Source organism: Bradyrhizobium sp. STM 3566 (assembly GCF_045571445.1).
Classification (GTDB): Bacteria; Pseudomonadota; Alphaproteobacteria; order Rhizobiales; family Xanthobacteraceae; genus Bradyrhizobium; species Bradyrhizobium vignae.
In genome coordinates, this window is sequence record NZ_CP120692.1 from 3,483,040 (window position 1) to 3,509,297 (window position 26,258).

Consider the following 26,258-nt stretch of genomic DNA (forward strand, 5'->3'; position numbering starts at 1 on the left):
GCGCTGATCCAGGGAAGGACTCCAGAAATGGCCATCGTGTGCCGACCCGCTCGCATGGACGACTTGGTGAGAGCCGACGAGATCGTGGTCGCCAGCATCAATGAACTGACTGAGCGGCGGGGCTTTGGAAAGATGGCATCCTCTCGTCCGCCGAGTTTTCAGGCCTTCTCGCTCGCCGATGATGCGGAAGGTTTATGGGTCGCCGATGACGACGGACAAATTGTCGGCTTCGCGTGGAGTTGGGTTTGCGGCGGGCTTTGGTTTCTGGCGCAGCTGTTCGTGGCCCCTGATCGCCAGGGCGCCGGCATTGGCGATCAACTCATCGGTCGGACGTTCGCGCACGCAGAGATGCGCGGAGCATCCATCAAGGCGCTAATCACCTTCACGTTCAATAACGTGTCTCAAGGCCTCTACATCCGGCACGGACTGTTCCCGCGCTTTCCGATCTACATGGTCAGTGTGCCTCGTGACCGCCTGGCGCAGCGGTTGGCCGAGCCGCGGCTCCGTCTTGAATCTCTCGCCGCCAAGACGACCGGGTTCGATGAGCTGGCGTCCATTGACGCCAGTGCTCTCGGCATTTCCAGAGAGAAGCATCATCGATATCTCCTGAACGACAGCACGACGAGCGGGTTCACCATTCACGCCGGTCGTGAATGCGTGGGGTATGTCTATATCTCGGATGGACACATTGGCCCGCTTGCAGTCCGCCGGCCAGATCTCGTCGGCCCCGCATTTGCGGCTGCGCTGTCGTTCGCAGCGCGGAGCGATGTGTCAACCATTTCGGCCTTCGTGCCGGGCGCGAGCGAGCCGGCTCTCAAGGCGGCGATTGACAACGGGATGCGTTTGACCTTCCCGATGCTGCTGATGTCCAATCGACAGTTCGGAGATTGGGGCAGCTACCTCCCGCGCAATCCCGGTTTCATGTAGCTCAATCCAGGTGCATTGAACACGCTCCATGGGCGCCGAGTGGGCGCAGGATGATGACGATCCGTGGACGCTCGACAGCCGCCCGGCGACGCCGACCGTCCAATACGAGCACACCGTGATCGCCACGCGAAACGGACCTTTGATCGTCACGCCGGCCGGTAAGGCCACCGAGGTCGGCCTGCTCATGCCAGACGATCGACGATCTCAAGGAGCCGATCGCAGGACGCCTCGATCCTCTTGAGCGGAGACGTTGCGACCCCGAGCAACAGTCCCGGGCGCGCTGATCCCTTCGACGCATACCAGAGAGATAGCGGCGTGGGCGCCAGCCCAAGCGGTGCGGCTTCCCTGGCGATGGCCAGATCGGGCGCTCCCTCCGGCAACCGCAGGACCGCCGCCAATCCGGCAATCGCAACATTTGCAGTGCGCGGGCGGAGGTATTTCAGCAATGCATCGCCTTGCGCTGCGTAGACCCGCTTCGTGCGCCGAAGATGCCGGAGATAATGGCCATCACTGATGAAATCGGCCATCGCGAGCTGCACCGCGGGTCCAGGCGCCGGCGCGAGGCACGCCGCAACTTCGGCAAATCGCGACGCCAGGGCGGCCGGTGCAACGACAAAGCCCAGACGGAGGGCAGGCGTCACGGTCTTGCTGAAAGAGCCGATGTGAATGACGCGGCCGGCGCGGTCGAGCGATGCCAGCGCCGGCGTCGCCCGGCCCCTGAGCTGCAGCTCGCTCAGATAGTCATCCTCGATCACCCACGCCTTGCTTTGCGCAGCCCAGTCGAGCAGGCGGGAGCGCCGCGCGAGCGACAATGTCGATCCGAACGGCGCCTGCTGTCCTGGTGTCACGAGGACCAGCGCCGCATCGGGAGCATGCTTCAGGCCGTAATCGACGTCGATACCGTCGGCGTCAACCGGGATCGGCGCGATCGACAATCGCGCAAGCCCGAGACCGCGCCGGGTGAAGGGAAAGCCCGGCTCCTCCAACCAGGCCTTCTTCTGCTCGAGCCCGAGGACGCGGAGCGCCAGGCCGAGCCCGCCGCTGAAACCGCCGGTAATGATGATCTGGGAGGGCGCGCATTCGATGCCGCGCGCCAACGCAAGATTGGCCGCGATCTCGCGCCGCAACGCCAGTTCGCCGCGTGGGTCAGGGTAGATCGCCGGCGCGCTCACCTCGGCGCGCACCGCCTGCGCGCGCATCCGCGCCAGCAGCGTCGCAGGAAGGGCCTCCTGCGCAGGCACGCCCATCTGGAAGATCGCCGGCCCGGCCGTGAGCTCCTGATACATCTCCATGAACGAGCCGGGGGCCGGGGCCTTGTCCCGCCGCACCGGCAAGGACGGCCGGTCCGCGACATGCGTTCCAGTGGCGCGGGCCGCGACGATCAGTTGGGCGGATGAGAGCTTTTCGTACGCGACGCGTACGGTGCCGCGCGCGACGCCGAGCTGGGCGGCCAGATCCTGCCAGGAGGGCAGGCGCGCGCCCGCGGCGAGCACGCCGCTCTCGATGGCGGTCCTGATCCCCCTGTGGATCTGCTCGGCCAGCGGCGTCTTCGCAGATCGATCGAGCTTCAGACGCAGTGGCTTGGTCATGCCTGCATGGTACACGATTTTTGTGCGTTCTTGGTGCTTTTTTATGGACCATGGCAGGGGCACCTAAAGGGGGCAACGGGGAGCGTTCATCCCTTCCGATCATCAAGGAGCAAGCAGATGAGTGAACGTCTCAACTACAACCACATCGCACCATCAGGCGCGAAGGCACTGGGCGGCGTCTACGGCTACGTCATGCAGAGTGGCCTTCCCGCGACGCTGGTCGCCCTGGTCTATCTCCGCGTGTCGCAGATCAACAACTGCGCCTATTGCCTCGACATGCACACGCGCGACTTGCTGAAGAGCGGCGTGAAGATCGAAAAGCTCGCGCTGGTCCAGGCATGGGCCGAGGCCGGCAATCTCTTCGACGCGCGCGAGCGCGCCGCCCTTGCGTGGGCCGAGACTGTTACCCGTGTCGCCGAGACCAACGTTCCGGATGTAGCCTATCAAGCCGCCCGCAAGGTCTTCAGCGAGCGCGAGCTGGTCGATCTCACGATCGCGATCAGCCTGATGAATGCGTACAATCGCATGTCGATCAGCTTCCGAAAGTCGCCACAGGCTGCGCTCGAGCATGCAGCCTGACCGCGAAGGGCATCAGCCGAAACAGAAAGCAGGAGCCTGAAGATGACGAGCGTGATTTCCGGCGTCAAGATTCCCGACAGCCAATTGGCGCGCGAGGCCGCCGAGCTGGTGCGCAGTTACGAGGACGAGATGTTGTTCAACCATTCGGTTCGCGTCTACGTGTTCGGCGCGATCAAGGGACTGCGTCAGAAGCTGAAGTTCGATTCCGAGCTGCTCTATGTCGCGGCGGTGTTTCACGATCTCGGCCTGGTCGATCACTACCACACCGAGACCAAGCGGTTTGAGGTCGACGGTGCCGACGCCGCGCGCGACTTTCTGCGGGCGCGCGGCATTGCCGAGCCGCAGGCCGACCTGGTGTGGGAAGCAATCGCGCTGCACACCACGCCCGGCATTCCGCAATATATGAAACCGGAGATCGCGCTCACAAACGCAGGCGTCCTGGTGGATGTCGTGGGCGTTGGATTTGACGAGTACACGCCGGAGCAGCGCGACGAGGTAATATCCGCGTTTCCGCGCGGCGATTTCAAGAACGAGTTCTTGAAGGTGCAGACCTGCTCGGCGCTGAAGAAGCCGCAGACGACGTTCGGCACCGTCAATTTCGATTACATCGAGGATCACGATCCGAGCTTCCGCAAACCGAACGCATGCACGCGCATCCGCAACACGCCCTGGCAAAGCTGAGGAGACGCAGCCGCTACGCCACAGGATGCCTGGCTGCAGCCGAACTGTTCCGATCATCCGGTGTCAACGGCCGTGCGCTCGCGGCGAGAGGGCGTTGGTTTCTTCTTTGAGAAGTACGGGTTCACGACGCAACTCGCTGAGCGCCCAACGGCGAGATATCGGCACTGCGCAAGTGAGCCGTAGCGGCAGTCGAAATAGCCGACGGGGCCGTAGATCTGCATGCAGACCGGATAGCTCGGATCATAGGTCTGCGCGTGCGCAGACCCGCTTGCCGGGAGCATGCCGGTGAGGGCGAGCATCAGTACGGCGCGTCGCATCTCAGCGCGGCAGGAAATAGCCCGGCGTCTGCGCGCGCGGGCGATTTTGATACGCGTATGGGTCGTCGCTTTGTCCGACGAAATACGGATTGGCGATGCAGGTCAGCGCGCGACCGGACGCGCTCGCCTGACACTGCGGGTAGGTGTCGAACCTGCAATTGCTCAGTCCCGGCCATTCATCACCAGTGAGGCAGAACGGATGGTTCTTGCCGAATGCGCGTGCGGGCGTGCTTGCAATTGATGCGAGTGCAAATGTGATCAATGCGAGCGAAAGTGTGGCGACAATGGGGTGAGGAACTCGACTGCGCATTTCGATTCTCCAATCACGCGAACGTGCGCGCGACGTCGTTACGCACGCATGCGGTGTATGTCGTGTAGTCGACATTGGAACTCGTGAAAACCCTGGTTTCAAAGGGTTTCCGTGCACGTGACGGTAAACATTCGTTAATGAGCAAGGTCCTTTCGATCGAACTGTTGCGTAGCGGTTACAGCAATTCCGTCGATCGCTGTTATGACGACGGTCACGGCCCGGGGGCCTTTGAAGAAACTGGAACGGGAATCAAATGAAGAAGAGTTTGTTGCTTGCTGCTGTCAGCCTCGTCGCGCTCAGCGCGGCCGCGCCGGCACTGGCTGCTGACCTCGCGGCGCGGCCGTACACCAAAGCTCCGCCGGCGGCGATCGCTGCTGTTTACGACTGGAGCGGCTTCTACATCGGCATCAACGGTGGTGGCGGTTCGTCGCACGTGACCTGGGACTTCGTGGGCGTCGGTCGTGAAGGTTCGCACGATGCGACCGGCGGCACGGTTGGTGGCCAGATCGGCTATCGCTGGCAGTCGGGCCAGTGGGTGTTCGGCGTGGAAGGCCAGGGCAACTGGGCCGACTTCTCCGGCGATAATCTCAGCGCGCTGTTCGCCACCCGCAACCGCACGAAGATGGATGCGTTCGGCCTCATCACCGGCCAGGTCGGTTATGCCTGGAACAACGTCCTCATCTATGTGAAGGGCGGTGCGGCCGTGGTCAGCGACAAGTACGAGATCTTTAACCTCGGCGGCGGATTGCTCGCGTCGACCAGCAACACCCGCTGGGGCGGCACGGTCGGTGCCGGTCTCGAGTACGGCTTTGCGCCGAACTGGTCGGTTGGCGTCGAGTACAACCACATCTTCCTGTCCGACAAGGACGTCACCTTCGCCGGTTTCGCCGGCACCGAGCGCATCCGTCAGGACGTCGACATGGGCCTCGTCCGCCTGAACTACAAGTTCGGCGGCCCGATGGTGGCTCGCTACTAAGACAGAACGCTCCACGCGAGCGGCTGACGAAAGCCCCGGCTTCGGCCGGGGCTTTTTGTTATTTGCATTCAACGAGTTAACCATCCAGCCTGGGGACGTCCCGGATCACTTGACTCCTTAGAACAAACTGAGAACAATGTTCTTCATACGTTCCAACAAGGGAGCAGGCCATGTTCAGGGTTTTCGTCGAAGAAGCCGCCGCACTGGCGTCCATCACGCTGTTCGTCGGGATGATCGCGATCTGGGCGCAGGTGATTCCGCAGCTCTGATTCGCTGAGCTTCCGGCATGTTGGGGAAAAGCCGGATGACGGGGCGAAGCGGTCGCTCCTGCGTGGACTCTCGCGGCGCGACACCCCACCATTGTGAAGCGAGTCGGCCGGACGGGTGGATGATGCCCTAGGGCGCCGGCGACCGCTCTATCCCATCTGCAAGAGGCCGTCACGCGACCATGCCGAGCGCCGGATTTGTTCACCTTCACGTTCACTCGGCCTATTCGCTGCTCAAGGGCTCGATCAAGATCGCCAAACTTGCCGAGCTTGCGAAGAAAGACCATCAGCCCGCGCTGGCGCTGACCGATACCGACAATCTGTTCGGTGCGCTGGAGTTCTCCGACAAGATGGCGGGCTCCGGCATTCAGCCGATCGTCGGCTGCGAGCTGGCGATCGATTTCGGCGATCAGGATCCCAATGCGCGCAATGCGATCGGGCCGTCGCGCGTGGTGTTGCTGGCGGCGCAGGAGCGCGGCTATCGCAGCCTGATGCGGCTGAACTCGCGCGCGTTCCTGGAATCACCGGACAGCCATGCTCCGTTCATCAAATTCGACTGGCTCGAGGGCGAAACCGAGGGGCTGATCGCACTGACGGGCGGACCGGACGGGCCGATCTCGTTGGCGCTCGCCGGTGGTCTTGGCGAGCTCGCCGCGGCGCGCTGCGAGCGTCTGGCCGGCCTGTTCGGCGACCGCCTCTACATCGAGTTGCAGCGCCACAACACCGAAAAGGAGCGGCGCGTCGAAGGCGGCTTGATCGACATCGCCTACGCCAAGGGGCTGCCGCTGGTTGCGACCAACGAGCCGTATTTCGCGGCGACCGACGATTACGAAGCGCATGATGCGCTGCTGTGCATCGCCGGCGGGCGGCTGATCGCCGAGACCGAGCGCGAGCAGCTCACGCCGGATCACCGCTTCAAGACGCGCGCCGAGATGGCGGTGCTGTTCGCCGACATTCCGGAGGCACTCAGCTCGACGGTGGAGATCGCCGAGCGCTGCTCGTTCCGCCCCCTGACGCGCAAGCCGATATTGCCGTTCTTCACGGTCGGCGCCGCGTCGAGCTCGGATGCGGCCGCGGTGGAGGCGGCCGAATTGAAGCGCCAGGCGGAGGAGGGGCTCGCCAAGCGCCTGCGGGTCCACGGCCTGTCGCAGGGCACGACGGAAGAGACCTATGCCAAGCGGCTCGCCTTCGAGCTCGACGTCATCACCCGCATGAAATACGCGGGCTACTTCCTGATCGTGTCCGACTTCATCAAATGGGCGAAGTCGCAGGGCATTCCGGTCGGGCCGGGCCGCGGCTCCGGCGCCGGTTCGCTGGTCGCCTGGGCGCTGACCATCACCGACCTCGATCCGATCAAGTTCGGCCTGCTGTTCGAGCGCTTCCTCAATCCCGAGCGCGTCTCGATGCCGGACTTCGACATCGACTTCTGCCAGGACCGCCGCGGCGAGGTGATCAAATACGTCCAGGAGCGCTACGGCCGCGACCAGGTCGCGCAGATCATCACCTTCGGTACGCTGCAGGCGCGCGGCGTGCTGCGCGACGTCGGCCGCGTGCTGCAGATGCCCTACGGCCAGGTCGACAAGCTGACCAAGCTGGTGCCGCAGAATCCGGCCGCGCCGGTGACGCTGGCTGCGGCGATCGAGAGCGAGCCGAAGCTCCAGGCGTTCCGCGACGAAGACCCGATTGTGGCGCGCGCCTTCGACATCGCCCAGCGCCTGGAAGGCCTGACGCGCCACGCCTCGACGCATGCCGCCGGCATCGTGATTGGCGATCGCCCCTTGAGCGAGCTCGTGCCGCTCTACCGCGATCCCAAATCCGATATGCCGGTGACCCAGTTCAACATGAAATGGGTCGAGCCGGCGGGCCTGGTGAAGTTCGACTTCCTCGGCCTCAAGACGCTGACCGTGCTCGACGTCGCCTGCAAGCTGCTCAAGCCGCGCGGCATCCACGTCGATCTCGCCACGCTGCCGATCGACGATGCCGAGAGCTACCAGATGCTGGCGCGCGGCGACGTGGTCGGCGTGTTCCAGGTTGAAAGTCAGGGCATGCGGCGGGCGCTGATCGACATGCGCCCCGACCGTTTCGAGGACATCATCGCGCTGGTCGCGCTGTATCGCCCGGGTCCGATGGCGAACATCCCGACCTATTGCGCGCGCAAGCACGGCGACGAGGAGCCGGAATATCTGCACCCCCTGCTGGAGCCCATCCTGAAGGAGACCTTCGGCGTCATCATCTACCAGGAACAGGTGATGCAGATCGCGCAGGTGATGTCGGGCTATTCGCTCGGCGACGCCGATCTGCTTCGCCGTGCCATGGGCAAGAAGATCCGCGCCGAGATGGACAAGCAGCGCGACATCTTCGTCGCGGGCGCGGTGAAGAACGGCGTGCCGAAGGGGCAGGCCGAGACCATCTTCGAGCTGTTGGCGAAGTTCGCCGACTACGGCTTCAACAAGAGCCACGCGGCGGCTTACGCGCTGGTGTCCTATCACACCGCCTATATGAAGGCGCATTATCCGGTGGAGTTCATCGCAGCGTCGATGACGCTCGATCTCAACAACACCGACAAGCTCTCCGAATTCCGCTCCGAGGCGCAGCGCCTCGGCATCAAGGTCGAGCCGCCGAACATCAACCGCTCGGGCGCGACCTTCGAGGTCGGCGAGAACACGATCTACTACGCGCTCGCCGCGCTCAAGGGCGTCGGCATTCAGGCGATCGATCAGATCATCGCGGAGCGCACCAGAGGCGGCCTGTTCACCTCGCTCGCCGATTTCGCCGCGCGGGTCTCGCCGCGCGCGATCAACAAGCGCATCATCGAAAGTCTCGCCGCCGCCGGCGCCTTCGACGCGCTGGAGCCGAACCGGGCGCGCGTCTTCGCCGGTGCGGATGCGATCCTCGCCGCGTGCCAGCGGGCGCATGAAGCTGCGACCATCGGCCAGAACGACATGTTCGGCATGTCGGCGGACGCGCCGACCATCATGCTGCCGCAGGTCGAGCCGTGGTTGCCGGCCGAAAAACTCCGCCGCGAATACGACGCCGTCGGCTTCTTCCTGTCGGGACACCCGCTCGACGATTATGCCACCGTGCTGAAGCGGCTGCGGGTGCAGAGCTGGGCCGAGTTCTCGCGAGCGGTGAAGACGGGGGCCACCGCCGGCAAGGTCGCCGCCACCGTGGTCTCGCGCATGGAGCGGCGCACCAAGACCGGCAACAAGATGGGCATCATGGGCCTGTCCGATCCGACCGGCCATTTCGAGGCCGTGCTGTTCTCGGAAGGGCTCGCGCAATATCGCGACGTGCTGGAGCCGGGCGCGGCCGTGCTGCTGCAGCTCGGTGCCGAGCTTCAGGGCGAGGACGTCCGCGCCCGCGTGCTGCATGCCGAGCCGCTCGACGCCGCCGCCGCCAAGACGCAGAAGGGTCTGCGCATCTTCCTGCGCGACACCAAGCCGCTGGACTCCATCGCCAAGCGTCTCGCCGGCCCCGACATGGCCGCTTCGAACGGCGCCGCGCCGAAGGTCGGCAGTCCCGGCATCGCACCGCGCTCGAATGGCGACGGCGAGGTCTCGCTGGTGATGATGCTCGACCTCGAGACCGAGGTGGAGATGAAGCTGCCCGGCCGCTTCAAGGTTTCGCCGCAGATCGCCGGCGCGATCAAGGCGGTGGCGGGCGTGGTGGACGTGCAGCAGCTCTGACGTTGTCAGCTCCGCCGCAAACCAACGCTTAACTATCAAGCCCCCGTGTGGTATCGAAGCCTGTCCGGCGCAGCTATGAGTTGTGTGCCGGACAATCGCGTTCGGCGGGTCGTCAGGGAGGACAACAGCCATGTGCGATAAATGCTCCCAAAATCTACAGCAATCGCTCGCTCCTTCGCGGCGCTCCATGATGCTCCTTGCTGCTTCGGCGCTCGGAGCGGCGGCGTTCGGCGGGGCCGCTTTGGCCAAGGAGGCAAAGGCGCCGCCGAAGCCGCAGAACGTGCTGTCGCCCGATGCGGCGCTGAAGCGGCTGATGGAAGGCAATGCGCGCTACGTGTCGGGCGTGTCGCGCCGCCACGACTTCAGCCACGAGCGCGAGGCGTTGGTCGGCGGTCAGAATCCTTACGCAGCGGTTTTGAGCTGCGCCGATTCACGCATCGCGCCCGAATATGCCTTCGATAGTGGACGCGGAGACCTGTTCGTGTGCCGCGTCGCCGGAAATTTTGCCGGCGATGAGACCGTTGCCAGCATGGAGTACGCCGTCGCCGTGCTCGGCACGCCCCTGATCCTGGTGCTCGGCCATGACAGTTGCGGTGCCGTCGATGCGACCATCAAGGCGTTGAAGGACGACAAGCCGCTGCCGGGGCACATCCCCACGCTCGCCGCCGCGATTGCGCCGGCGGTGAAGACCGCGGCCCAGCAAAGCGGGAACGCGCTCGACAACGCCATTCGTCAGAACGTCATCGACAACGTCGCCAAGCTGAGATCGGCTGCTCCGATCCTCAACGCAGCGGCCGAGCAGGGTAAGCTCAAGGTGGTCGGCGGTATCTATCGGCTGAGCACGGGGACCGTCGAGTTGCTTGCCCAGGGCTGAGCCCATAGGCGTTAAGTTTGTTCTTGAGTGTTGGAATCACACGTGATTCCAAGGCGGGATGGCAGACGAATCGCTTCTGAACGAGGACTGGACGAGAGTGGTTACGCAGCTCGGCGGGGCTGCGCAGCTTGAAATAAGTGCGCGCCAGACGAAGGCTTTCGTGCGGCGGCGCCAAATTCCAGATGCGGTGTCGTTACTTCGGCTGATGCTGGCCTATTGTCTGGGTGAAAGAGGGTTGAGATCGACAGCCGCGTGGGCCGCTTCTGTTGGCCTTGCCGACCTCAGCAGCGTGGCGTTGTTCTATCGCCTGCGTCAATGTGGCGATTGGTTTGCAGTGCTGGTGGAGGGCTTGCTCGCTGCGGCAGCCCCGAAAGCGAGCCGAGGCCGCCTGATCCGCATTATCGATGCGACGACAGTGCCTCAGGCAGGACCGGCTGCGCGCAGGAACAGTGAGCTTTGGCGCGTTCATAGTGCATTCGATCTGCCATATGAGCGCTTTGGTCACTTCGAGCTGACAGATCAGCAAGAAGGCGAAACGTTTGACCGGATACCGGTGGTCAAGAACGAGATCCGCATTGCTGACCGCGCTTATCTACAACCTGACCGCATCGCCGCTGTGCGCGACGCCGGGGCAGACGTTTTGATCCGAGCGGGCTGGAAGAACGCACGTTGGCTTAATGCCAAAGGCCTTCCGTTCGATCTGATGGCCCAATTGCGTGCGGCGAAGGCGCACGGACTGATCGATCGGAGGATTTGGATCAAACGCAAGGACGGTGCGCCTCTGGCTATGCGTCTGGTCGCAGTCAAGAAGCCCGCCGGTGCAGTCGCGGCTTCGCGCCGTAAAGCCCGGCGCGACGCACAAGACGAAAACCGCGTCATCTCCAAAGAAACTCTGGAAGCCGCGGATTGGGTCATTCTGGTCACGTCGCTCGCGCGGGACGAGTTCTCCACCAAGGATGTACTCGCGCTCTATCGACTGCGATGGCGCATCGAACTTGGCTTCAAGCGACTGAAGAGTCTGATTGGTCTCAAGACGCCACCTGGAACCGATCCGCGCTCCGCCAAGCCCTACTTGCTGGCACACCTCTTGATCATCCTGCTGCTCGAGCCGCTTGCCCGCGACTTCGAGGACTCTCCCCGCTGGACGCAGGCCGCCTGACGGCACCTGGCGCTTGGCGTGTTTTGCAACAACTCGTTGCATCCTTGCTACAAGCGATCATTCCACAACCAACCATCCGTTGCTTTCGCCGCAGAAAGCGAGCGCTTGGGCGGCACCTGCGCGAGCCTCCTCGAAAACGTCCGTATCAATCGATGCTCGCGCTACCTTAACGCCTATGGGGCTGAGCCTGGGCCGCCCTTTCGAGCTGACATGAGGCTGACCTGGAGCTGACGCCCGCGGCGGCGCGGCCACGCCAGCGCCTCAATCCGAGCTTTTCGTTCAACCGCCGTTCAGCCGGCTGCGCGCCTCATGCGTGGTGGCACCTCAACAACAAAAGCGGGCAAGCAAGCCATGCGTGGGACACTCAGAGCCTTCATCTGCCTTCTGCTGCCGATCGTGGCTCTTGCCGCCGCCGCGCCGGATCAGGCGCGCGCGCAGCAGCCGGAAAAGCGCATTGCACTCGTGGTCGGCAACGGCGCCTATGCCAAGTCGCCACTGGCGACGACGGCCAATGATGCCGGCCTGATCGCGCAGACGCTGCAGGCGGCCGGCTTCGATGTGGTCGGCGCGCGCGATCTCGACGGCGACACGCTGCGCAAGAGCATGCGCGATTTCATTCAGAAGGCCCAGGCTTCGGGACCGGGCACCGTCGCGATGATCTATCTCGCCGGCTACGGCGTGCAGCTGGCCGGCGAGAACTATTTCATCCCGGTCGATTCCAACATCACCCGCGACACCGACATACCGACCGAGGCCATGCGCATCAGTGACTATGCGCGCCAGCTCGCGTCCATTCCGCTCAAGGCCAATATCGTGGTGCTCGACGCGGCCCGCGCGCAGCCCTTTATCGAAGGCGGTCAGCCGATCGCGAGCGGTCTGGCGCTGGTCGAGCCCGAGGCGAACATGCTGATCGCCTTCAACGCCGCGCCCGGCACGGTGGCGCCGGAGGAGAAGGGGCCGTACGGAATCTATGCACAGTCGCTCGCCGAGATGATCCGCACCGGCGGCCTGCCGCTGCCCGAGGTGTTCGACCGCGTTCGCCTGCGCGTCAACGAGGCCTCCAAGGGCGCGCAGGTGCCCTGGAATGAGCAGAAAATATCGGCGCAATTCTCTTTCTTCGAGCGCGGACCCGATGCGCCGCCGCCGGAGGCTGCGCCCGACCAGGTCGCCGCAATCCGGAGCAAGCCGATCCGCGATCTCGGCGTGCAGGATGCCTATGCCGCCGCGCTCGAGCGCGACACCCTGGCGGCCTATGAGGAGTTTCTCGTGGCCTATCCCGGCGATCCGCTCGCCAAGCGCGTGATGGCGATCGTCGCCGCACGCCGCGAAGCCATCACATGGCGACGGACCTATCGGACCGACACGCCGGAGGCCTATTGGTCGTATATGCGCCGCTATCCGCGCGGCCCGCATGCGGCCGATGCGCGCCGACGCCTGGCGATCCTCACCGCGCCGGCCGAGCCGCCGCCGACCTTTGCGATGATCGACTACGACGTGCCGCCACCGCCTCCGGAGGAGGTGGTCTATGTCGATCGTCCGGTGCTGTATTTCAGCGATCCCGTGTTCGACTTCGTGCCGCCGCCGCCGCCGCCGGTCTATTTCTGTCCGCCGCCGCCGCCCGATTTCGTCGTGCTGCCGCCGCCGCTGCCCGTGGTCGGCCTGTTCGTGCTGCCGCAGCCGGTGTTCGTGCCGATCCCGGCGTTCTATAGTCCGCCGGTCTATGTCGCGCCGCCGCCGAACAACATCATCTTCAATAACATCCACAACACCACGGTCATCAACACCGTGATCAACCAGCCGCCCGCGCCGCCTGCGGGCGCCGCGGCCGGGCCGACGAGCCTGGCACCGGCCGTCGCCGGCCGTGCCACGCCGGCAGGTCCCGCTGTCCCGCAGGCCGTCGTGCAGCGCGCCGCCTTGATCCAGCAGGGAAAGGCGCCACTGCCGCCGAGCGCAACGATCCAGCCGACCGCGAGGCCCGTGACACCTCCCGGGACACCGGCGAATGTCGCGCCCACTGCGGCGCCATCGCCCGCGCCACAGACCAAGTTGCCTCAGGCCAACACGCTGCCGGTTCCCGGCGCGCGTGGTGGTCCGCCAGCACCTCCGGCCGGGGCAGGACCTCTGCCCGGCGGCAGGCCCATGCCGCCGACGGCAACCGCACCCGGCACGACGCTGCCGACGCATCCGGGGGCGCCAACGGCCGCGGCGCCCGCCACGACGCTACCGGGGCATCCTGGTGCGCCAACGGCGGCCGCTCCCGCGACCGCTGCGCCCGGCCAGCCGCCGAAGCCGCCAGTGGCACAGACCCCGCCCGGGACCGGTCCTGCCGAGCGCGCCAAGTCCGCGACGCGCGAGCCGGCCGGCTTGCCGCCGGCGACCAACCCGTCCTCGGCCGCCGCCGGTCGGCCGGGCGCGCCGTCGCCTTCGGCCGCGCGCGAGCAGATCAGGTCGCCGAATCAGCCACCGCCTGCTCCGGCGCAGGCCGCCCGGCCTGCTGCACCGCCGCGGCCGCAGGCCGTGGCACGACCAACGCCTCCGCCGCCGGCAGCGCGCTGCGCGCGGCGCCGCCGCCTCCGCCGCGTGTCGCATCGCCTCCGCCGACGCGGAACGCTCCGCCGGTGGCGGTCGCACGGCCTGCGCCCCCGCCGGTGGCCCGCCCGGCGCCTCCACCAATGGCGCGGCCCGCGCCTCCGCCACCGGCAGCCCGGCCGGCGCCTCCGCCGCCGCCCCGGATGGCTGTGGCACCGCCGCCGCCGCGTCCGGCAGCCCCACCGCCGCGGCCAGCGGCCCCGCCGCCGGCGGCAAAGAAGTGCCCGCCGAACCAGCCGAAATGCTAGGATACGGCGCGCGGTTGACGGACCAGGCGTTCGGCGGGCGAGACCCGCCCCCGAAAGGCCCTTATTTCCTTGCTTCTGGCCGAAATGGCGCTATATAGCGCGCCATCTCACACGGAAACATGGCTCACAAGGCCGTCCGGTGGCAGCCGGGGCGAGAACGCTCCGTTTTGCTCACACGTTTCCGGAGGAACCAACCGGAGAATTAGAACGATGGCGCTACCCGACTTCACCATGCGTCAGCTGCTCGAAGCTGGCGTGCACTTCGGCCACCAGGCCCACCGCTGGAATCCGAAAATGGCTCCGTTCATTTTCGGCACCCGCAACAACATCCACATCGTCGACCTCGCTCAGACCGTGCCGATGCTGCACCAGGCTCTCCAGGCCGTCAGCGACACGGTGGCCAAGGGCGGCCGCATCCTGTTCGTCGGCACCAAGCGCCAGGCGCAGGACGGTGTTGCGGACGCGGCCAAGCGCTGCGCGCAGTATTTCGTCAATTCGCGCTGGCTCGGCGGCACGCTGACCAACTGGAAGACGATCTCGGCCTCGATCAAGCGCCTGCGTCACCTCGACGACGTGCTCTCGAGCGGAGAAGCCAATTCCTACACGAAGAAGGAGCGCCTGACGCTGCAGCGCGAGCGCGACAAGCTCGACCGCTCGCTCGGCGGCATCAAGGACATGGGCGGTCTGCCCGACCTGATCTTCGTGATCGACACCAACAAGGAAGACATCGCGATCCAGGAAGCCCAGCGGCTCAACATCCCGGTCGCCGCGATCGTCGACACCAATTCGGACCCCAAGGGCATCACCTATGTGGTCCCCGGCAATGACGACGCCGGCCGCGCCATTTCGCTGTACTGCGATCTCGTTGCGCGTGCGGCGATCGACGGCATCTCGCGCGCCCAGGGTGATTCGGGCATCGACGTCGGCGCTTCGGCTGAGCCGGTCGCCGAAGAGCTTCCGGCGCCCTCGTCGAGCGGCTTCCAGGGCCTTGCGGGTCCGCGTGGCACCGCCGACGACCTCAAGAAGCTCCCGGGCGTGTCGGGTGCGATCGAGAAGAAGTTCAACGATCTCGGCATCTTCCACTACTGGCAGCTCGCCGAGCTCGACCACGACACCGCGCTCACGATCGGCGAAGAAGTCGGTCTGCCGAGCCGTGCGGATGCCTGGGTGGCCAAGGCCAAGGCGCTGACCGCGGAAGCGGAATAGTCAAAAAGAGCGATGGGTTGGCCGGATAGGATCCGGCCACCATTTCAGTTGACGCGAATCCCTGAGATGGACCGCGGCGGGGCGCTTCGATGCCGCGCTGCGGCAAACCGCCAGGCACAAAGGATTTTCAACGATGGCAACGATCACAGCTGCGATGGTCAAGGACCTGCGCGAGTCGACCGGCGCAGGCATGATGGACTGCAAAGCCGCGCTCACGGAGACCAACGGCGACATGGAAGCGGCGCAGGACTGGCTGCGCAAGAAAGGTCTGTCCAAGGCCGCCAAGAAGTCCGGCCGCGTCGCGGCCGAGGGCCTGATCGGCGCACTCACCAAGGGCACCAAGGGCGTCGTGGTCGAGGTCAACTCCGAGACCGACTTCGTCGCGCGCAACGGCCAGTTCCAGGGCCTGGTCAAGATGATCGCCCAGGTCGCGTTCGACGTCGGTGCCGATGTCGAGAAGATCAAGGCCGCCAAGGTCGGCGACGTCACGATCGAAACCGCGATCAATGATGCGATCGCCACCATCGGCGAGAACATGACGCTGCGCCGCGCCGCCCAGCTCGAGGTGAGCCAGGGCGTGGTTTCTCACTACGTCCACGGGGCCGTCGTCGAAGGCGCCGGCAAGATGGGCGTGATCGTGGCGCTGGAATCGCCGGGCAAGGCCGAGGAGCTCGCCGCGCTCGGCCGTCAGATCGCGATGCATGTCGCGGCGGCCAACCCGCTGGCGCTCGATCCGTCGGGCCTCGATCCGGCCGTGGTCAAGCGCGAGAAGGACGTGCTCGCCGACAAATACCGTCAGCAGGGCAAGCCCGAGAACGTGATCGAGAAGATCGTCGAGTCCGGCCTCAAGACCTACTACAAGGAAGTCTGCCTGCTCGAGCAGGCCTTCATCCACGACACCGGCAAGTCGGTGGCGCAGGCGGTGAAGGAGGCTGAAGGCAAAGTCGGCGGGCCTGTGAAGATCGCCGGCTTTGTGCGCTATGCTCTCGGCGAGGGAATCGAGAAGCAGGAAAGCGACTTCGCGGCCGAGGTCGCCGCTGCCAGCGGCAAGAAGTAAGCGCCGGAACACCTCCTTCCGGCGTGCCGCCGGAAGCGGCGCCCGGAGAAGGAAAGTGCTCATGACTGATCCGGTCTATCGTCGCGTCGTGATCAAGCTGTCCGGCGAATATCTCGCGGGGCAGCAAGGCTTTGGCATCGATCAGCCGACAGTCGACCGGGTTGCGGACGATCTGATCGCGGCCCGTAATCTCGGGACCGAGGTTGCGGTCGTGATCGGCGGCGGCAACATGGTCCGTGGCGTCGAGGTCTCCTCCCGCGGGGTGTCGCGCACGACCGGCGACACCATGGGCATGCTCGCCACCATCATGAACTGCCTCGCGCTGGAAGCGGCGATCGAGCGCAAGGGCACGCCGGCACGGACGCTGTCGGCCTTCGTCATGCCCGAGATTTCCGAGCTGTTCACCCGCACTGCGGCACACAAATACCTCGCCGAAGGCCGGATCGTGCTGCTTGGCGGCGGGACGGGCAATCCGTTCTTCACCACCGACACGACCGCGGTGCTGCGGGCCGCCGAGATCGGCGCACAGGCGGTTCTGAAGGCGACCAATGTCGACGGGGTCTACTCGGCCGACCCGAAGAAGGATCCGGCCGCGACGCGGTTCGACCGCCTGACGCATTCGCAGGCGATCGCGGGTGGTTACAAGGTGATGGATGCGACCGCCTTCGCGCTTGCCCGCGAGACATCGCTGCCTATCATCGTATTCTCGATCGCGGAGCCGGGCTCGATCGGCGCGATTCTGCGTGGCGTCGGCCACGGAACCATCGTCGCCGGCTGACGGCTCGTCTGGCGCCCCCCGAGGGAAGGGCGCGGAGCGGTCGCCGGGATTTTGAAGGAGAAACGTGATGGCCACGGGTAATTTCGACCTCAACGAAGTGAAGCGCCGCATGCAAGGCGCCGTCCAGTCCCTCAAGCACGAGCTCGGCGGCCTGCGCACCGGCCGCGCCTCCGCCTCGATGCTCGATCCGGTGCAGGTCGAGGCTTATGGCAGTCACATGCCACTCAATCAGCTCGCCACGGTCAGTGTGCCGGAGCCCCGGCTGATCTCGGTGCAGGTCTGGGACAAGTCGATGGTCAAGGCAGTGGAGAAGGCGATCGTCGATTCCAATCTCGGCCTGTCGCCGGCGACCGAGGGGCAGGTGCTGCGCCTGCGCATTCCCGAGCTCAACGAGGAGCGGCGCAAGGAGCTGGTGAAGGTCGCGCACAAATATGCCGAAGCCGCCAAGGTCGCCGCGCGCCATGTCCGCCGCGACGGTCTCGACGTGCTCAAGAAGCTCGAGAAGAATCACGAGATGTCGGAGGACGATCAGAAGCGTCACGCCGACGAGGTGCAGAAGGCGACCGACGGCACCATTTCCGAGATCGACCAGTTGCTGGCCGCCAAGGAAAAAGAAATCCTCACCGTTTAAGGCATCGCCTTCATGTCCAACGCCGCCGCGCCCGCAACGGAAGGACCCGATAGGTCCGAAGCGCCTGCGCATGTCGCCATCATCATGGATGGCAACGGGCGCTGGGCGGCCGCGCGCGGCTTGCCCCGTGCGGAAGGGCATCGCCGCGGTGTGGACGCGCTGCGCCGCGTGGTGCGCGCCTCGCACGAACTCGGCATTCGCTATCTCACCATCTTCTCGTTCTCTTCGGAGAACTGGTCGCGCCCGGCGAGCGAGATAGGCGATCTGTTCGGTCTGCTGCGGCGCTTCATCCGCAACGATCTGGCGAGCCTGCATCGCGACGGCGTCAAGGTTCGCATCATCGGCGAGCGCGAGGGGCTCGAAAGCGATATCTGCGCGCTGCTCAACGAGGCCGAGGAGCTGACGCGCGACAACACGCGCCTGACGCTCGTCGTCGCCTTCAACTACGGCTCGCGGCAGGAGATCGCGAAAGCGGCGCAGAAGCTCGCCCGCGAGGTCGCGGAAGGCAGACGGGATCCTGCCACGATCGACGCCGAGACACTGGGGGCGCATCTCGACGCGCCCGACATTCCCGACCCCGATCTCATCATCCGCACCAGCGGCGAGCAGCGCCTGTCCAATTTCCTGATGTGGCAGGCCGCCTATAGCGAGCTCGTGTTCGTGCCGATCCACTGGCCCGACTTCGACAAGGCGGCACTCGAGAGCGCGATCGCCGAATTTGCCAGGCGCGAGCGCCGTTTCGGCGGCTTGGTCGCAAAGACCGCCTCGTGAGCGAACCCGACGCCGCACCGGCGGGCTCTCAGCCCGCCCCGAGCAATCTCGTGCTGCGAGTCCTCGCAGCACTGGTGCTGGCGCCGCTTGCCGTTGCGCTCGCCTACGCCGGCGGCTGGCTTTGGGCGCTGCTCGTCACCCTGGTGTCGATCGGGCTGTTCGCGGAATGGCTGACGGTGGTGGGCGCGAGCTCGGTTGCGCTGACGGGGGCGGGGACCATCGTCATCGCCACCATGGGATTCTGCGTGACCTTCGGTGCGCTGAAGACCGCCATCATCACGGGCTGCATCGGCGGTGCGATCGTGATGCTGATTGCGCGAGGCAAGTTCGTCTGGGCGGCGACTGGATTTGCCTATGCATCGGCGGCGCTGCTGGCCTCGATCCTGGTGCGGAAGGATCTCGTCAACGGCTTCTCCGCACTGATGTTCGTGCTGCTCGTGGTGTGGGCGACCGATATTGGCGGCTATTTCGCCGGCCGCAGCATCGGCGGGCCGAAGCTGTGGCCGCGCGTCAGTCCGAAAAAGACCTGGGCCGGAGCGCTCGGCGGCTTTGCGGCGAGCCTTGTGGTTGCGGCCGGATTTGCCGCCTGCGGGATCGGAAAGGCGGTTCCACTGCTGCTCGTCAGCGCCGTCCTGTCGGTGGTTTCGCAGCTCGGCGATCTCTTCGAATCCGCCGTGAAGCGGCGCTTCGGGGTCAAGGATTCCAGTCACTTAATTCCCGGTCATGGCGGGCTTCTGGACCGTCTGGACGGTTTTGTCGCCGCCATCCTGGCGGCATGGATTATCGGCTTCGTCCGCCATGGTGTGCATAGCGCCGGAAGCGGTCTTATGGTTTGGTGAGGATATGAGCGCGGTCCCATTGCGTAACAACAGGCTTGCTGCGTCCGACGTCCGCAGCGTCACGGTCCTCGGCGCCACCGGCTCGATTGGCGACAGCACGATGGATCTGTTGCGCGCCTCGCCCGAGCGCTACCGCGTCGAAGCGCTGACGGCGAACGGCAATGTCGCAGCGCTGGCCAAGCTCGCCAGGGAATTCTCCGCGCGCTTTGTGGCGATCGCCGACACCTCCAAGCTCGCCGAGCTCAAGGCCGCACTGGCCGGCACCGGCACCGAATGCGGCGCCGGCGAAAGCGCGGTGATCGAGGCCGGCGCGCGTCCGGCCGATTGGGTGATGGCGGCCGTGAGCGGCGCTGCCGGACTGAAGCCGGCGCTGGCGGCGGTCGACCGCGGCGCCCATGTCGCGCTCGCCAACAAGGAATGCCTCGTTTGCGCCGGCGATTTCTTCATGCAGCGCGCGGCGAAAGCGGGTGCCTGCATCCTGCCCGCCGATTCCGAGCACAACGCGCTGTTCCAGGCGCTGAGCTCAGGTAACCGTGACGAGCTCGTCCGTGTCATCATCACGGCCTCCGGCGGCCCGTTCCGGACCTGGAAGCCTGCCGACATCGAGCAGGCGACGCTCGATCAGGCCCTGAAGCATCCGAACTGGAGCATGGGCCAGAAGATAACGATCGATTCCGCCTCGATGATGAACAAGGGCCTCGAGGTGATCGAGGCATCCTATCTGTTTGCGCTCTCGCCGGACGAGATCGACGTTCTCGTTCATCCGCAGTCGATCATCCACGGCATGGTCGAGTTTTCCGACTGCTCGGTGGTCGCCCAGCTCGGCGCGCCCGACATGCGCACGCCGATCGCGCATTGCCTCGGCTGGCCTGATCGCATCAAGGGGCCGGCGGCCAAGCTCGACCTTGCCAAGATCGGTCAGCTGACTTTCGAAGCGCCGGACTTCGAGCGGTTCCCCGGACTACGGCTGGCTTACGATTCGCTCCGAACCGGGAAGGGGGCGACCACGGTTTACAACGCCGCCAACGAGGTCGCGGTCGCCGCCTTCATCGCCGGCAAGATCCGGTTCGGTGCGATTGCCCGGCTGGTCGAGGCGACCCTTGACGATTGGATCAAGGGCGGGAATCAGGCGCCCCTGACGTCCGCCGACGATGCAATCTCCGTTGACCATGTTGCTCGAAATAGGGCTGCCGCCCTATTGCCTCAAATTGCCTTAAAGGCATCCTAGTTGGTTCGCGACCAGGGCCTTAAGGCGCTGGGTGAGGGAATTCGATGATCGACTTTTTCGTCCATAGTTTCAATACGTTGAGCCATGGGCTCCTCGGCTACGCGGTTCCCTTCCTGTTCGTCCTGACCATCGTCGTGTTCTTTCACGAGCTCGGCCATTTCCTGGTCGCGCGCTGGGCAGGCGTGCGCGTATTGACCTTTTCGCTCGGGTTCGGCCCTGAGCTGGTTGGTTTCAACGACCGCCATGGCACCCGCTGGAAGATCTCGGCCATCCCGCTCGGCGGCTACGTCAAGTTCTTCGGCGACGAGAGCGAGGCCTCGACCCCGTCGGCCGAGACGCTCGCGGCCATGACGGCTGAGGAGCGCGCCGGCAGCTTCCACCACAAGAAGGTCGGCCCGCGTGCGGCCATCGTCGCGGCAGGACCGATCGCCAATTTCATCCTGGGTGCGCTGATCTTCGCCGGCATGGCGCTCTATTACGGCAAGCCGAGCACGATCGCGCGTGTCGACGGCGTCGTTGCCGAGGGGGCGGCAGCAGCGGCCGGCTTCAAGGTCGGTGACGTCGTCGTCCAGATCGACGGCAAGCCGATCGAGAGCTTTGCCGACATGCAGCGAATCGTTGCGATGAACGCCGGTTCGGCGCTTAGATTCCAGGTGAAGCGGGACGGCGCCATCGTCTCGCTGACCGCGACCCCGGCGCTGCTCGAGCGCAAGGATCCGTTCGGCAACAGCCACCGTCTCGGCGTGCTCGGCGTCGAGCACAAATCGCAGGCCGGGGAGGCCTCGACCGCACCGGTCGGCGTCGGTGAAGCGCTCAAGATCGGCGGCGAGCAGGTCTGGTTCATCATTACCAGCACCTTCAAGTTCCTGGGGTCGCTGTTCGTCGGACAAGGCAATCCGAACGAGGTCAGCGGCGTCCTGGGCATCGCGAAAATGTCGGGGCAGGCGGCCAGCGCCGGGTTCCAGTTCGTGATCAATCTCTGTGCGGTGCTGTCGGTGTCGATCGGCCTGTTGAACCTGTTCCCGATCCCGCTGCTCGATGGCGGCCACCTTATGTTCTACGCGGCCGAAGTGGTCCGGGGGCGGCCCTTGTCCGAGCGGACTCAGGAAATGGGGTTCCGAATCGGGCTCGGCTTGGTGCTGATGCTGATGGTATTTGCGACCTACAACGACATCCTGCGGATGGCCGCATCCTGATAGAGGCTTTTTTGTGGCGTTGCTGTTGAGCAACGTCTTGGAATGAAATTGAAATTGCGGCGCTTTCGGCCGTTTGCGGCGTCGGCGAAATTGGCTACAAGCGGCCTGAAGTTGGGGAATCTCCGGACCGGCGTTGGGGTTGGGTCTGGCTCGGAATGATAAGGGCGCGTTGCGCAATGAAGTTTGGACTGCGACTCCGGGGGGGCTTGCTCGCAACCCTGATCTTGTTCGGCGCGCCGGTGGTTGCCCCGGTTGGGGCTGTTTTGGTGTCTTCGTCTGCGCTCGCTCAGACCGTTCAGTCGATTACCGTCGAGGGAAATCGCCGGGTCGAGGTGGAGACGATCCGCTCCTATTTCAAGCCCGGTCCGGGCGGCCGGCTGGATCAAGCCGCCATCGACGACGGCCTCAAGGCGTTGATCGAGACCGGCCTGTTCCAGGACGTCAGGATCAACCGCGGTTCCGGCGGCCAGCTCATCGTCTCCGTGGTGGAAAACCCGGTGATCGGCCGCATCGCCTTCGAAGGCAATAAGAAGATCAAGGACGAGCAGCTCACCGCTGAGGTCCAGTCCAAGGCGCGCGGCACCTTCTCCCGCGCCATGGTGCAGTCCGACACGCTGCGAATCGCCGAAATTTATCGCCGCTCCGGCCGCTATGACGTGCGCGTCACGCCCGAGATCATCGAGCAGCCGAACAACCGCGTCGACCTGATCTTCACGATCGAGGAGGGCGCCAAGACCGGCGTCAAGTCGATCGAGTTCGTCGGCAACAACGCCTTCTCGTCTTACCGTCTGCGCGACGTCATCAAGACGCGCGAATCGAATCTTTTGAGCTTCCTTGCCAGTGGCGACATCTATGACCCCGATCGTGTCGAGGCCGACCGCGACCTGATCCGCCGCTTCTACCTCAAGAACGGTTTCGCCGACGTCCAGGTGGTAGCCGCGCTTACCGAATACGATCCGGAGAAGAAGGGCTTCAACGTCACCTTCAAGATCGAGGAAGGCGCGCAATACCGCGTCGGCGCAGTCGACTTCCGCTCCAGCATCCCGAACTTCGATCCCTCCTCGATGCGCGCCTATTCGCGCGTCAATGTCGGCTCGCTCTACAACGTCGAATCGGTCGAGAAGTCGGTCGAGGAGATGCAGATCGAGGCGTCGCGCCGCGGCTACGCCTTCGCCGTGGTCCGGCCCGGCGGCGACCGCAACTTCGAAGCGCACACGGTGTCCGTCGTTTTCAACATCGACGAGGGCCCGCGTACCTATATTGAGCGCATCAACCTGCGCGGCAACACCCGCACACGCGACTACGTGATCCGCCGCGAGTTCGACATCTCGGAAGGTGACGCCTACAACCGCGCGCTGGTCGACCGTGCCGAGCGGCGCCTGAAGAACCTCGACTATTTCAAGAGCGTGAAGATCACGACCGAGCCGGGCTCGTCGAGCGACCGCGTCATCCTGATCGTCGACATGGAAGAGAAATCGACCGGCGACTTCTCGATCTCGGGCGGTTACTCCACCACCGACGGCGCGCTGGCCGAAGTCTCGGTCTCCGAGCGCAATCTGCTCGGCCGCGGCCTGTTCGCCAAGGCGTCGGTGACCTATGGCCAGTACGCCCGCGGCTACTCGCTGTCCTTCGTCGAACCGTATCTGCTCGACTACCGCGTCGCGCTCGGCCTCGACCTCTATCAGCGCCAGCAGCTGTCCAACAGCTACATCTCCTACGGCACCAAGACGCTCGGCTTCTCGCCGCGCCTCGGTTTCTCCTTGCGTGAAGATCTGGCGCTCCAGGTGCGCTATTCGATCTACCAGCAGGAAATCACGCTGCCGTTCTACCTGGCGAACTGTAACAACGTAGTCGGTTCGGCTGCGTTCAACCCGAGCCCTGCGTTTGCCAATGCCAACGGTATCAGCCTGGCCTCGACCAATGGCCTCGGCTGCTACAGCGACGGCGAAGCCTCGCTGCCGGTGCGCAAGGAGCTTGCCGCCGGCAAGGCGCTGACCTCGGCGCTCGGCTACACGCTGACCTACAACACGCTGGACAACAACAAGAACCCGACCGACGGTCTGCTCATCGACTTCCGGCAGGATTTCGCCGGCGTCGGCGGCGACGTCTCCTACCTGAAGTCGGTCATCGACGCGAAGTACTACACTCCGCTGGTGTCCGATATCGTCGGTCTCGTCCGCCTGCAGAGCGGCATGCTGAACAAGATCGGCAGCGATCTGCGCATGCTCGACCACTTCCAGATGGGCCCGAACCTCGTCCGCGGCTTTGCCCCGAACGGCATCGGCCCGCGCGACCTGAACCCGTTCGGTACGCAGGACGCGCTTGGCGGCACCAAATACTGGGGCGCTTCGCTCGAACTGCAGATGCCGTTCTGGTTCCTGCCGAAGGAAGTGGGTCTGAAGGGCGCGGTCTATGCCGACGCCGGCGGCCTCTACGACTACAAGGGACCGACGAGCTGGACGGCGACCAACGAGGTCAATGTGCCGGGCTGTATCCCGTCGACCGTCAATCCGTCGAGCGCGGGGACCTGTACCGGCCTCGTCTATGACGACAGCAAGGTGGTTCGCTCGTCGGTGGGTGTCGGCCTGATCTGGCAGTCCCCGTTCGGTCCGCTGCGCTTCGACTACGCCGTGCCGATCACCAAGGGGAAATACGACCGCGTGCAAGAGTTCCGGTTCGGCGGCGGCACCACGTTCTAGTTCGATCAGCACGGCACGATCCGGATCACCGGAGCCGGTTTCCGAAAGGGATCGTGCCAATCCAAGACATGAGGCATGATGCGGCCTGACCGCTTCATGCCGAAGCCGGACCGCGACGGGTGGAATGGCGCAGCCGACCTTCTTCACAAAGCCGCCTGCCACAGTATTGGCCGAGATTGCCACGCTGACCAAGGCGCAGCTGGTCGACCCCGAGAGGGGCGGCCACATCATCACGGGCCTAGCTTCGCTTGACGAGGCGGGCCCGATGCATCTGGCATTCTTCGACAACCTCAAATATGCCGATCAACTCAGGGCGACCAAGGCGGGCGCCTGTCTGGTCAGCCCGCGCTTCGAGGCCGAGGTGCCCGCGCATGTGGCCGTGCTGCGGGTGGCGCAGCCATTCCGCGCCTTCGTCAGGATCGCTCGGGAGTGGCACGGCGACGCGCTGCGGCCGCAGTCCTGGGTCGGCAATGACGGCATCGCACCCTCGGCAATCATCGACCCCTCGGCCCGGCTCGAGGACGGGGTGATCGTCGATCCGCTGGCCGTGATCGGCCCGGACGTCGAGATCGGCAGCGGCACCGTGATCGGCGTCGGAGCGGTGATCGGCCCCGGCGTGAAGATCGGCCGGGACTGCAATGTCGGCGCCCGCACGGCGATCCAGTGCGCCCTGATCGGCAACAACGTGCTGATCCATCCCGGCTGCTCCATCGGCCAGGACGGCTACGGCTTCATCTTCTTCGGCCCCGAGGGCCATCTGAAGGTACCGCAGACCGGGCGGGTGCTGATCCAGAACGACGTTGAGGTCGGGGCCAACACCACGATCGACCGGGGGTCCTTGCGCGACACCGTGATCGGCGAGGGGACCAAAATCGACAACCAGGTCCAGATCGGCCACAATGTGACGATCGGTCGGCACTGCCTGCTGGCGGCCCAGATCGGCCTCGCCGGCAGCCTGACCATCGGCGACAACGTGGCGCTCGGAGCGAAGGTTGGCATCAACAATCACCTCAAGATCGGCGATGGGGCTCAGGTGACCGCCATGAGCGCCGTCAAGGACGACATCCCGCCAGGCGGTCGCTGGGGCGGACATTTCGCCAAGCCGACCAAACAATGGTTCAAGGAGATCATCGCGGTGGAGCGCCTGGTACGCGACAGCAAGGCCGATCCGAAGGACGAGGGACGGGAATGACGGCGGAATCACCTGTTAAGTTCGAGCTGGTGGATATCAACGCGATCCTCCAGACCCTGCCGCACCGTTTTCCGATGCTGCTGATCGACCGCGTGATCAACATCCGCGCCGATTACAGCGGCATCGGCATCAAGAACGTCACCTTCAACGAGCCGGCCTTCCAGGGACATTTCCCCGAGCGCCCGGTCTATCCCGGCGTCATGATGATCGAGGCGATGGCGCAGACCGCCGGCGTGATCGGCATCAAGTCGGTCGAAGGCACGGAGAAGCCGCGCGCGGTCTATTTCCTCACCATCGACAAGTGCAAGTTCCGCAAGCCGGTGCTGCCCGGCGACACCATCGAGTATCACATGCGCTCGCTCGGGCGCCGCAAGGCCATGTGGTGGTTTCACGGCGACGCCAAGGTCAACGGCCAGATCGTCGCGGAGGCCGATGTTGGCGCCATGCTGACGGATTGAGC

General features: G+C 65.0%; 21 protein-coding genes and 2 pseudogenes. 20 read left to right on the forward strand and 3 right to left on the reverse strand.

Annotated elements, in window-relative coordinates; translation table 11 throughout:
- Nucleotides 1–27: 27 nt before the first annotated feature.
- Both P6U27_RS16740 and P6U27_RS16745 read left to right on the forward strand, forming a co-directional pair.
- Entirely contained in the window at nucleotides 28–927 is a 900-nt protein-coding gene (locus P6U27_RS16740) for a GNAT family N-acetyltransferase (protein WP_164937153.1), read from the forward strand.
- 25 nt (nucleotides 928–952) lie between these two features.
- Nucleotides 953–1,087 (forward strand): annotated as a pseudogene (locus P6U27_RS16745) (type I methionyl aminopeptidase); the annotation flags it as partial.
- A gap of 22 nt (nucleotides 1,088–1,109) precedes the next feature.
- Here P6U27_RS16745 and P6U27_RS16750 read toward each other — a convergent pair.
- Nucleotides 1,110–2,516: a PLP-dependent aminotransferase family protein gene (locus P6U27_RS16750; protein ID WP_164937154.1), complete on the reverse strand. Its 1,407-nt coding sequence runs from the start codon at nucleotides 2,514–2,516 to the stop codon at nucleotides 1,110–1,112.
- A gap of 117 nt (nucleotides 2,517–2,633) precedes the next feature.
- On the opposite strand from P6U27_RS16750, the gene P6U27_RS16755 reads away from it, so the two are divergent.
- Nucleotides 2,634–3,095, forward strand: coding sequence for a carboxymuconolactone decarboxylase family protein (locus tag P6U27_RS16755; protein WP_122403037.1), 462 nt, complete (start codon nucleotides 2,634–2,636; stop codon nucleotides 3,093–3,095).
- Nucleotides 3,096–3,137: 42 nt separating this feature from the next.
- Nucleotides 3,138–3,776: an HD domain-containing protein gene (locus P6U27_RS16760; RefSeq protein WP_122403038.1), complete on the forward strand. Its 639-nt coding sequence runs from the start codon at nucleotides 3,138–3,140 to the stop codon at nucleotides 3,774–3,776.
- A gap of 53 nt (nucleotides 3,777–3,829) precedes the next feature.
- Here the strand turns inward: P6U27_RS16760 and P6U27_RS16765 are convergent, their stop codons facing one another.
- On the reverse strand, nucleotides 3,830–4,093 hold the full coding sequence (locus tag P6U27_RS16765; RefSeq protein ID WP_129145478.1) for a DUF3551 domain-containing protein: 264 nt from the start codon (nucleotides 4,091–4,093) through the stop codon (nucleotides 3,830–3,832).
- 1 nt (nucleotide 4,094) lies between these two features.
- Nucleotides 4,095–4,403 (reverse strand): DUF3551 domain-containing protein, encoded by a 309-nt coding sequence (locus P6U27_RS16770; protein ID WP_122403040.1) that lies wholly within the window; start codon nucleotides 4,401–4,403, stop codon nucleotides 4,095–4,097.
- A 253-nt stretch (nucleotides 4,404–4,656) separates the two neighbouring features.
- Here P6U27_RS16770 and P6U27_RS16775 point away from each other — a divergent pair, with 253 nt between their 5' ends.
- The 16 genes and pseudogenes from P6U27_RS16775 to fabZ all read left to right on the forward strand — a co-directional run bounded on the left by P6U27_RS16775 (nucleotide 4,657) and on the right by fabZ (nucleotide 26,256).
- Entirely contained in the window at nucleotides 4,657–5,379 is a 723-nt protein-coding gene (locus P6U27_RS16775; RefSeq protein ID WP_122403041.1) for an outer membrane protein, read from the forward strand.
- Between the two features lie 448 nt (nucleotides 5,380–5,827).
- Nucleotides 5,828–9,331: a DNA polymerase III subunit alpha gene (gene dnaE, locus P6U27_RS16780; RefSeq protein ID WP_122403042.1), complete on the forward strand. Its 3,504-nt coding sequence runs from the start codon at nucleotides 5,828–5,830 to the stop codon at nucleotides 9,329–9,331.
- A gap of 130 nt (nucleotides 9,332–9,461) precedes the next feature.
- Nucleotides 9,462–10,205 carry a carbonic anhydrase gene (locus P6U27_RS16785; protein WP_122403043.1) on the forward strand — a complete coding sequence of 248 codons (744 nt, stop codon included), beginning with the start codon at nucleotides 9,462–9,464 and terminating at the stop codon, nucleotides 10,203–10,205.
- Nucleotides 10,206–10,263: 58 nt separating this feature from the next.
- Nucleotides 10,264–11,364 (forward strand): IS4 family transposase, encoded by a 1,101-nt coding sequence (locus P6U27_RS16790; RefSeq protein ID WP_407194313.1) that lies wholly within the window; start codon nucleotides 10,264–10,266, stop codon nucleotides 11,362–11,364.
- A gap of 351 nt (nucleotides 11,365–11,715) precedes the next feature.
- Nucleotides 11,716–14,201: pseudogene (locus P6U27_RS16795) on the forward strand (caspase family protein).
- A gap of 210 nt (nucleotides 14,202–14,411) precedes the next feature.
- Entirely contained in the window at nucleotides 14,412–15,407 is a 996-nt protein-coding gene (locus P6U27_RS16800) for a 30S ribosomal protein S2 (RefSeq protein WP_122403045.1), read from the forward strand.
- A gap of 133 nt (nucleotides 15,408–15,540) precedes the next feature.
- Nucleotides 15,541–16,464: a translation elongation factor Ts gene (tsf, locus tag P6U27_RS16805; protein WP_122403046.1), complete on the forward strand. Its 924-nt coding sequence runs from the start codon at nucleotides 15,541–15,543 to the stop codon at nucleotides 16,462–16,464.
- Between the two features lie 61 nt (nucleotides 16,465–16,525).
- Nucleotides 16,526–17,242 (forward strand): UMP kinase, encoded by a 717-nt coding sequence (gene pyrH / locus P6U27_RS16810; RefSeq protein ID WP_122403047.1) that lies wholly within the window; start codon nucleotides 16,526–16,528, stop codon nucleotides 17,240–17,242.
- 67 nt (nucleotides 17,243–17,309) lie between these two features.
- On the forward strand, nucleotides 17,310–17,873 hold the full coding sequence (gene frr, locus P6U27_RS16815) for a ribosome recycling factor (protein WP_122403048.1): 564 nt from the start codon (nucleotides 17,310–17,312) through the stop codon (nucleotides 17,871–17,873).
- A 12-nt stretch (nucleotides 17,874–17,885) separates the two neighbouring features.
- Nucleotides 17,886–18,644, forward strand: coding sequence for an isoprenyl transferase (locus tag P6U27_RS16820; protein ID WP_036010029.1), 759 nt, complete (start codon nucleotides 17,886–17,888; stop codon nucleotides 18,642–18,644).
- The gene (locus P6U27_RS16825) at nucleotides 18,641–19,483 is read left to right on the forward strand and encodes a phosphatidate cytidylyltransferase (protein WP_122403049.1); all 843 of its coding nucleotides are present in this window, start codon (nucleotides 18,641–18,643) and stop codon (nucleotides 19,481–19,483) included. Before P6U27_RS16820 ends, P6U27_RS16825 begins: the two co-directional genes overlap by 4 nt.
- Before the next feature lie 4 nt (nucleotides 19,484–19,487).
- Nucleotides 19,488–20,711: a 1-deoxy-D-xylulose-5-phosphate reductoisomerase gene (gene dxr / locus P6U27_RS16830; RefSeq protein ID WP_122403050.1), complete on the forward strand. Its 1,224-nt coding sequence runs from the start codon at nucleotides 19,488–19,490 to the stop codon at nucleotides 20,709–20,711.
- A 44-nt stretch (nucleotides 20,712–20,755) separates the two neighbouring features.
- A complete protein-coding gene (gene rseP, locus P6U27_RS16835; RefSeq protein WP_122403051.1) occupies nucleotides 20,756–21,907 on the forward strand; it encodes an RIP metalloprotease RseP in 1,152 nt (383 codons plus the stop codon).
- Between the two features lie 176 nt (nucleotides 21,908–22,083).
- Nucleotides 22,084–24,606 carry an outer membrane protein assembly factor BamA gene (bamA, locus tag P6U27_RS16840; RefSeq protein WP_122403052.1) on the forward strand — a complete coding sequence of 841 codons (2,523 nt, stop codon included), beginning with the start codon at nucleotides 22,084–22,086 and terminating at the stop codon, nucleotides 24,604–24,606.
- A gap of 124 nt (nucleotides 24,607–24,730) precedes the next feature.
- Complete coding sequence (gene lpxD / locus P6U27_RS16845) at nucleotides 24,731–25,798, forward strand: UDP-3-O-(3-hydroxymyristoyl)glucosamine N-acyltransferase (RefSeq protein WP_122403053.1); 1,068 nt, start codon at nucleotides 24,731–24,733, stop codon at nucleotides 25,796–25,798.
- Nucleotides 25,795–26,256, forward strand: a complete 462-nt coding sequence (fabZ, locus tag P6U27_RS16850; protein ID WP_122403054.1) for a 3-hydroxyacyl-ACP dehydratase FabZ — start codon at nucleotides 25,795–25,797, stop codon at nucleotides 26,254–26,256. Before lpxD ends, fabZ begins: the two co-directional genes overlap by 4 nt.
- The last annotated feature ends 2 nt before the right edge of the window (nucleotides 26,257–26,258 follow it).

Coding starts and splice junctions, on each gene's coding strand:
- pyrH (WP_122403047.1), top strand. CDS start 16,526: ATGACTGATCCGGTCTATCGTCGCGTCGTGATCAAGCTGTCCGGCGAA.
- fabZ (WP_122403054.1), top strand. CDS start 25,795: ATGACGGCGGAATCACCTGTTAAGTTCGAGCTGGTGGATATCAACGCG.
- rseP (WP_122403051.1), top strand. CDS start 20,756: ATGATCGACTTTTTCGTCCATAGTTTCAATACGTTGAGCCATGGGCTC.
- P6U27_RS16800 (WP_122403045.1), top strand. CDS start 14,412: ATGGCGCTACCCGACTTCACCATGCGTCAGCTGCTCGAAGCTGGCGTG.
- P6U27_RS16750 (WP_164937154.1), bottom strand. CDS start 2,516: ATGACCAAGCCACTGCGTCTGAAGCTCGATCGATCTGCGAAGACGCCG.
- P6U27_RS16740 (WP_164937153.1), top strand. CDS start 28: ATGGCCATCGTGTGCCGACCCGCTCGCATGGACGACTTGGTGAGAGCC.
- dnaE (WP_122403042.1), top strand. CDS start 5,828: ATGCCGAGCGCCGGATTTGTTCACCTTCACGTTCACTCGGCCTATTCG.
- dxr (WP_122403050.1), top strand. CDS start 19,488: ATGAGCGCGGTCCCATTGCGTAACAACAGGCTTGCTGCGTCCGACGTC.
- P6U27_RS16775 (WP_122403041.1), top strand. CDS start 4,657: ATGAAGAAGAGTTTGTTGCTTGCTGCTGTCAGCCTCGTCGCGCTCAGC.
- tsf (WP_122403046.1), top strand. CDS start 15,541: ATGGCAACGATCACAGCTGCGATGGTCAAGGACCTGCGCGAGTCGACC.
- P6U27_RS16760 (WP_122403038.1), top strand. CDS start 3,138: ATGACGAGCGTGATTTCCGGCGTCAAGATTCCCGACAGCCAATTGGCG.
- bamA (WP_122403052.1), top strand. CDS start 22,084: ATGAAGTTTGGACTGCGACTCCGGGGGGGCTTGCTCGCAACCCTGATC.
- lpxD (WP_122403053.1), top strand. CDS start 24,731: ATGGCGCAGCCGACCTTCTTCACAAAGCCGCCTGCCACAGTATTGGCC.
- P6U27_RS16765 (WP_129145478.1), bottom strand. CDS start 4,093: ATGCGACGCGCCGTACTGATGCTCGCCCTCACCGGCATGCTCCCGGCA.
- P6U27_RS16820 (WP_036010029.1), top strand. CDS start 17,886: ATGTCCAACGCCGCCGCGCCCGCAACGGAAGGACCCGATAGGTCCGAA.
- frr (WP_122403048.1), top strand. CDS start 17,310: ATGGCCACGGGTAATTTCGACCTCAACGAAGTGAAGCGCCGCATGCAA.
- P6U27_RS16790 (WP_407194313.1), top strand. CDS start 10,264: ATGGCAGACGAATCGCTTCTGAACGAGGACTGGACGAGAGTGGTTACG.
- P6U27_RS16785 (WP_122403043.1), top strand. CDS start 9,462: ATGTGCGATAAATGCTCCCAAAATCTACAGCAATCGCTCGCTCCTTCG.
- P6U27_RS16755 (WP_122403037.1), top strand. CDS start 2,634: ATGAGTGAACGTCTCAACTACAACCACATCGCACCATCAGGCGCGAAG.
- P6U27_RS16770 (WP_122403040.1), bottom strand. CDS start 4,403: ATGCGCAGTCGAGTTCCTCACCCCATTGTCGCCACACTTTCGCTCGCA.